The sequence below is a fragment of the Cellulomonas sp. P4_B5_2 genome, from assembly GCF_056402235.1.
The window spans coordinates 16,285-20,824 of record NZ_JBFUHU010000037.1 but is presented as its reverse complement, the minus strand read 5'-3'; the positions used below and the strand labels follow the sequence as shown (position 1 = coordinate 20,824).

At 72.1% G+C, this 4,540-nt stretch carries 4 protein-coding genes; all 4 read right to left on the bottom strand.

Features of this window, described 5'->3' with window-relative positions; genetic code table 11:
* A partial coding sequence (locus AC1DUQ_RS04340) for a quinone oxidoreductase family protein (RefSeq protein WP_477073440.1) occupies window positions 1–675 on the bottom strand: 675 nt, incomplete at its 3' end.
* An 88-nt stretch (window positions 676–763) separates the two neighbouring features.
* Complete coding sequence (locus tag AC1DUQ_RS04335; RefSeq protein WP_477059963.1) at window positions 764–2,665, bottom strand: glycoside hydrolase family 127 protein; 1,902 nt, start codon at window positions 2,663–2,665, stop codon at window positions 764–766.
* Complete coding sequence (locus tag AC1DUQ_RS04330; protein ID WP_082573399.1) at window positions 2,662–3,558, bottom strand: carbohydrate ABC transporter permease; 897 nt, start codon at window positions 3,556–3,558, stop codon at window positions 2,662–2,664. The genes AC1DUQ_RS04335 and AC1DUQ_RS04330 overlap by 4 nt, the downstream gene beginning before the upstream one ends.
* Before the next feature lie 9 nt (window positions 3,559–3,567).
* Entirely contained in the window at window positions 3,568–4,479 is a 912-nt protein-coding gene (locus AC1DUQ_RS04325) for a carbohydrate ABC transporter permease (RefSeq protein WP_477059965.1), read from the bottom strand.
* Window positions 4,480–4,540: the final 61 nt, after the last annotated feature.

The window sequence follows — 4,540 nt, the reverse complement described above, 5'->3', positions numbered from 1 at the left end:
GTCCAGGGCCTCGTCGGTGCCGACGCAGTCGATCGCCACCGTCACGTGCCCGGAGTGCCGGGCGACCTCGTGCACCCGGTCGAGCAGGCCCTGGCCGTACGCGACGGGCGTCGCGCCGAGCGCCTTGAGGTCGTCGTGGTGCCACGGGGACGCGGTGGCGATCACCTGGGCGCCGCGCAGGATCGCCAGCTGGACGACCATGCGACCGACACCGCCCGAGCCACCGTGCACCAGCACCACGTCGCCGTCGTGGGTGCCGGTCGCGCTCAGGGTGTGCACGGCCGTCGCTCCCGCCAGCAGCAGCCCGGAGGCGGCGGGCCAGTCGAGGGCGGGCGGCCGACGGACGGTGACCTGCTCGGACACGATGATCCGGTCCGCGTAGCCGCCGCGCACGCGCCACGCGATGACCTCGTCGCCCGGTGACAGCCAGCGCACCGACGGCCCGACGGCGCTGACCACGCCGGACACCTCGTAGCCCAGCCGCATCGGCAGCTTGGAGGGGTCGGTGCCGTAAGCGCCCGCGTAGCCCTTCCAGTCGGTCGGGTTGACCCCGGCGGCCTTGACCTCGACGAGCACGTTGCCGGGGCCGGGGTCGCCCGGGGAGACGTCGATGAGGCGGAGGACTTCCGGTCCGCCGTACGCGGTAGCGACGACGGCCCTGCTGGTGAGTGCCACCGGCACACTCTGCACCTGTCGCGCGTCCCAGGGCCAGAGCAGGGCCGTCCCGAGGGATGGGATCACCCCCTCGGGTGATCGTCGCGCCTCACGCCAGCGGGAGCCACACCCGCATGGTCGACGGACCCCGGTTCGCCCAGTCGTGGTACGGGATGAGCGGCACCTCGGTGGTGGCGCCATCCGGCTCGGCGCGGTCGCCGTAGGGCCAGTCGGCGTCGTCGTACGCCGTGGTCAGCACGGACGCGAGCACCCTGCCGTCCGACTCCCGCACGCCACGCAGCCGGAGGCTCGCGACGTCGGCCCCGCCCGCCAGGTCGACCGACTCGACGCAGAGCACCTCGGGTCCGCGCTCCACGACGACGCAGCCGCGGACCGCGTCGATGCGCGGGTCCGCGCCCGACACCCGGGGCGCCATCGGCAGGCGCAGCTCGACCACGTCGCCCGCGGCGAACCGTCGCGTGACCCCCACCGTCCCGGCCGGTGCCGCCTGCTCACCCTCGGGCGTGACCAGCGTCGCGCCCTGCGCCCACGCGGGCACCCGCAGGCTCAGCGTCCAGGGCCGGTCCTCGGTGGCCACGACGCTCACCCGCACGACGCCGTCGCGGGGGTACTCCGTCTCGACGTCGAGCTCGACGCGGCGACCGTCGGCCAGGCTCGTGCGGATGCGGGACGGCGCGTACTGGTGCAGCTGGACGCCGTCGTCGTCGGTGGTGGCCACGTAGGCCGCGAGGCTGGCGAGCGTGCGGGCGACGTTGGGCGGGCAGCACGACACGGCGAACCACGGCGCGCGCAGCGACGACGAGGCCCGGGGGCTCGCGACGTCCGTCGGCGGGACCGTGCCGGGGACCCGCTGGTGCAGCGTGTTCGTGTAGTAGAACTCGGTGCCGGCGTGGGACGGGGACGTGGCCACGACGTTGAACAGGGTGCGCTCGATGAGGTCGGCATAGCGCGGCAGGCCCTGCGCGAGGAGCAGGCGCCACGAGAACATCACGGAGCCGACGCCGGCGCAGGTCTCGGAGTACGCGCGGTCCGGCGGCAGGACGAAGTCGTCGCTGAACGCCTCGCCCTCGTGCTGGGACCCCTGCCCGCCCGTGACGTAGGTGCGGCGGGCGACCGTGTTCTCCCACTGGGTGGTCAGCGCGGTGAGCAGCTCGTGGTCGTCGGTCTCGACCGCCACGTCCACCGCGCCCGCGGCCAGGTAGTTGGCCCGGACGGCGTGCCCGCGCAGGACGGTCGCCCGCACCACCGGCACGTCGTCCTGGTAGTAGGCGCGGCCGAGCTCGATGTCGGCCAGGGTCCCGGTGCCGCGGCGCTCGACGAACAGCGCGGCCTGGTCGACGTACCGCCGGTCACCGGTCGCCCGGCCCAGCTCGGCCAGCGCCGGCTCGATCTCGGCGTGCCCGCACACGGACGCGATGCCGTCCGGTCCGAACGCCTCGACCACGTGGTCGGCCGCGCGGCGGGCGATCGCCAGCAGCCCGTCGTCGGCGTCCGGACGCGTGCGGGCCCGCGCCACCGCGGCCTGGAACAGGTGGCCGTAGCAGTAGAGCTCGTGGCCCCACTCCAGGTCGCTGTACCGGGGGCGCTGCCCCGTCCGGCCGAACATGGTGTTGAGGTAGCCGTCGGGCTCCTGCGCCGCGCCGATGCGCCCGACGAGCGCCCGGAAGCGCCGGTCGAGGTCGGCGTCGTCGGTCCGGCCGATCTCCCACGCCATCGCCTCGAGCAGCTTGTAGACCTCCGAGTCGGAGAACTCCCGGCCGCCGCGGTCCAACGGGAGCGTGCCCGCCACGGCCCGGTCGAAGTTGCCGATCCAGCCCTCGCGCTCCATCCAGTGCTCGATGTGCGCGAGGCTCGCGGTGGCGTTGACGGCCTGCCGCTGCGCCCAGAAGCCGCCCGTGACCTGCACCTCGTCGAGCCCGAGGGGGCGCAGCGTGCCGTGGGACGGGGCGACGGGGGTGGCGGCGGTCGTGGTGGTGGTGGTCATCGTCATCCCTTGAGCGCGCCCGACATGAAGCCGCGCACGTAGTGTCGTTGGAGCAGGAGGAAGAGCACGATGCAGGGAAGCGCCAGCACGACGACGCCCGCCTCGGTGGCGCCGTAGTCCACGACGCCCTGCACCTGCACGCGCAGGTTGGCCACCGCGAGCGGCAGCGTCAGCTTGTTGGAGTCGTTGATGAGGATCAGGGGCGCGAAGAAGTCGTTCCAGGCGGCCAGGAACGCGAACAGCCCGACGGTGATCAGTCCCGGACGGACCGCCGGCAGCAGCACCCGCCACAGGGCGGAGAACGACGAGCAGCCGTCCACCATGGCGGCCTCGTCGAGCTCCCGGGGGATCGACTCGAACGAGATGCGCATCATGAACGTGGAGAACGGCAGCTGGAACATGGTGAGCACGAGGGCCACGCCGACCAGGGAGTTCTGCAGGCCGAGCGTGTTGAGCAGCACGTAGAGCGGGATCAGCAGGGTGGCGTACGGGACCATGAGGATGGCCAGCGTGAGCATGAACAGGGCGTTGCGGCCCGGGAACCGGAACCGCGCGAACGCGTACCCGCCGAGCGTCGAGATGGCGAGCGTGAGGATCACGCACAACCCGGAGACGATCACCGAGTTGGCCAGGTACTGCCAGATGCCCGCCTGGTAGTGGGCGAGCGTGACGTAGTTGCCGAAGCCCCAGCCGTCGACCTGACCCGTGCCCGGCTTCGGCGACACCGAGGCCACCGACGTCCAGACCAGCGGGAACAGGAAGATCACGGCGAGCGCGCCGGAGAAGACCCAGAAGGGCGTGCGCAGCGCGAGGCCGGCGATCGTGGTCGGCGGAGCGGACCGGCGGACCGGGGGCAGCTCCGCGGTGGGGTCCGCGTGCGTGACGGTGGCGATGGTCATGTCGGCCCCTCAGCTCTCGTCCGAGCCGCGGAACGCGCGGAGCTGGACCACGTTGATGACCACGAGCGCGGCCAGCACGAGCACGGAGAGCGCCGCGGCGACGCCCAGGTCGTTCTGGCCCTGGAACGCGACCGAGTAGATGAGCTGGACCACGGTGATCGTGCTGTTGTCCGGGCCGCCCTTGGTGAGGATGTAGAACTGCTCGAACGCCAGCAGCGACCCGGTGACGCACAGGATCGTGGTCAGCGCGAGGGTCGGCTTCAGCAGCGGGATCGTGATCTTGCTGAACGTGTGCCACCGGTTGGCGCCGTCCATGCGGGCCGCCTCGTAGATGTCGCCGGGGATCGACTGCAGCCCCACGAGCATGAGCAGCATGTAGAAGCCGGCGTACCGCCACACGATGAGGAACAGGGTCGACGCGAGAGCGGCGTCGGGCGAGCCGAGGAAGCTCCAGCCCATACGCTCCATGAAGGGCGCCAGCGGGCCGGCCAGCGGCGAGTACAGGACGTAGAACAGCAGCGACGCGGACGCCAGGCCGAGCGCGCTGGGCACCAGGAACGAGGTGCGCAGCAGACCCTTCCAGCGCGACGACTCCTGCACCATGAGCGCCAGCCCGAGGCCGAGCGCGATCAGCAGGATGGTCGCCAGGATCGTGTACTTCAGCGTGAACAAGACGGAGTCGACGAAGAACCGGTTGTCGACCGCAGCGGTGAAGTTGTCGGGGAAGTTGATCCCCTGGTCGCCCGACAGYAGCGGCCACTTCGACGCGCTCATCCGGAACACGAGGCCCAGCGGCACCACGAACAGGACGAGGACGAACAGGGCGGTCGGTGAGGCGTACGCCCAGCCGCGCAGGCGGTGGCCGTTGGTGCGTCTGCGGGTGGGGGGCGGTGCCGGGCTGGTGGCCGTCTGGACGGTCATCGGAGGAACCTCTCGAGCGTGGTCGGTCGGGCGGGAGGTGGGGTGCCGCAGTGCCCTACGG